Annotated in this window: 1 protein-coding gene; it reads right to left on the bottom strand. The window is 62.6% G+C overall.

Annotated features, from left to right (window positions below; all coding sequences use genetic code 11):
* Positions 1-2,005, bottom strand: a 2,005-nt coding sequence (locus AC1D34_RS36570) for a peroxidase family protein (RefSeq protein ID WP_476826900.1), incomplete at its 3' end; no start/stop codon positions are given.
* Between the last annotated feature and the right edge of the window lie 526 nt (positions 2,006-2,531).

Below are 2,531 nucleotides of genomic sequence, written 5' to 3'. Positions count from 1 at the left end.
ACGCATGTGTGCCATAGGCCGCGATGAAATTGATCAGCGACTCCGCGTGCTTCAAATGCCCGGCAAAATCGGTCCAGCTGATATAGGGCTTGAGCTGGCTGTCGCCGGTCATTGCGTAGAATTCGGACCGCGCATTGTTGAGCGACGGAATGCCTGTGTCACGGCCGCGCGCGATGTTCAGCGCCGGCAGGTCGAGCGGCAGGCCGAGCAGGTTGTTGCGCAGCGCCTCGGTGACGAACTCGTCGATCTCGTTGCCAACCTGGCGCGTCACGCCGCGCACGATCGCGCCGGTCGCCTGTTCGGGCGTCAGACCGCCCGTGGCATAGGCGAGCGGATTGAGGAATGCCGCGATCAGGCCGAGCTGCGGGTCACCACCCACGGTGTTGAAGTTCGGGTCGAAGCGATCGACCGTCTCGGTCAGCATCGAATGGCCGAAGCGATAGACCGTGTGCGCGAACTCCGCGAGGATCGCCGGGTTGATGTTCGTGTCGTAGCCGTTGGGCGCCAGGAACTCGTCGACCTGCGGCTGCACCGTACGGGCGAATTCCTCGAACACCAGATGCTGATACTGCATCTCCGTGCCAAACTTGGCGGACTGGAACAGGCGTTCGCCGTTCCAGTCGAGCGCGTCGATCTGGGCCTGCGTCAGCGGGAACGTCGTTCCCGCGGCCAGCGGGGTGTCGAGCCACTGATTCAGGAAGGYGACATCGCCCGTTGCCAGCGCCACGTCCTTGGTCTGCTGGACCAGGCGGTTATGTTCCGAATGGAACACGGCGTGCACGGCAGTAAGCCCGATATTCTCGTTAACGCGGCCGTCGCCGGCGATGTAGTGCGCGTCCAGGAGCTCGTTGTCATATTGGCCAGCAGCAAGCGGGCCGGTGTTGACGATGCTATCGGCATCCGCGGTCTTGCCCGTTGGATCGGCGTTATGCGCAATGTCGTTCAGGAAGGCATGGCCGGTGCGGGCGGCGCCCGCCAGGCTGATCGGCACCGCCAGATTGCCCTCGGTGAAGCTGCCATCGGTCATCATGACCATCGGCATGCCGGTCGGGCCCTTGATGAAATTGCCATAGGCGTCGACGGCCAGCACCGGCACATTGCCGACATCGGCATCGGTCAGATTGATGCCGAGAATGTCGCGCGCCTGGGCTTTGACCACGGCCCAGGTCGCCATTCCACCGATCTCGACATCGTCCGCAGTGCCGAATCTGCCATCAGCGCCGAGATTGCGATTGGTGATCAATTCACCGGTCGCCACCGGATCGCCATTGGCATCGAGTTCATAGGCACGCAGGAAGACCTGGTGCGAGGGATTGGAGGCGTAGGTCTGGCTCTGGTCGACGAAGGGCGACGTCGTGTTCGTCGCAGCCTGGCCACCCGCAGCGCGGTTCAGAACCATGAAGTTCAGCGCGCCGGGAGCCGTGCTGAAGAGCGGATCATCGGGCTTCAGCGGAATGAAGACGACTTCGGTCTGGCTCGTGGACTTGGTGACCAGGTCGAGGCCGTGGTCGAAGAACTGGCCGAAGAAGGTCATCCAGGCGTTGAACGGCGCGGAGAGGCCGACATCCGGGGAGATGTTCGGAATGAAGTTGACGGGCTTGTCGTCCGCCGTGCCGAAGATCCCGTCCAGGCCGGGGCTGGTGACGGTGCCCGATCCGGGATTCTGGGCAGCAGCTGCAACAGCTGCCGGATTGTTGTTGGTCTGGTCGACGATCAGGTTGCTGATCGTGCGCGGCTCCGAGTCCTGCACGAATCCGGGATTCGCGTAGCTGGTGCCGGCCTCGGCCGCCTGGAAAGACGGATCGGTCAGGCGCGGAAACGCCAGATCCGCGGCCCCGAATTCCGGGTGGGCCAGGTTGTTGAACGAGCCATCGACGGTCCGCAGACCAAACGGCACCTGGGCGCTGGGCAGGATGTCAGTGAGGCTCTCCCCCAGAGCATTCCGCTCCGCAATCCTGATCTGCTCGAGGATGAATTCAAGATCGGAGCGAAGATACTGCACCATGACGCCCTCCTTGGGATCTCCAGGACCCCGTATTGGCTTCGTCTCGGGCAATGCTCCGCCGCTCGCGCCAAAAAGGCGCGCCGCCGGTAGCACCGGCCGCAAGAACTTCGATTGAGCTAGCGTTCAGCCGCTGGGGGGCCTATCGCACGCTGCATCATGCATGTCGGCTGGCCCTGGCCGATAGAGGACTATGTCGGATGGTTTTTATTGGCGCTTGGTCTGGGTTTTCCGAGACAATCCTCCTATCCGCAGTACCGACCTTGGTCCGTAGCGCCACCGAACACCGCCCTACGACTGCGCGCACTGATGACCACAGGCGGGTTCCGCAAGGGCGCTGCCGCGCGCGCCATCGCGACGTCCGAAAACTCGCTAAGCGGTCACTTTGGGCGCCTACCTCCGCGCGCGTCTAAATCGCAACCTGAAGCCGAACTTGATTTGTTCCTCGTGGGGCGCGGGATGAGACGGTCTCCCGCTACCAATAAATCTAAGCAATTGTAATTGCTTGGAAAACAGTACAGCGAGCCAC

It is taken from the genome of Allobosea sp. P1_A7, assembly GCF_056406775.1.
Note: the sequence above shows the minus strand (reverse complement) of the source record. Positions and strands in the feature narration are given on the sequence as shown.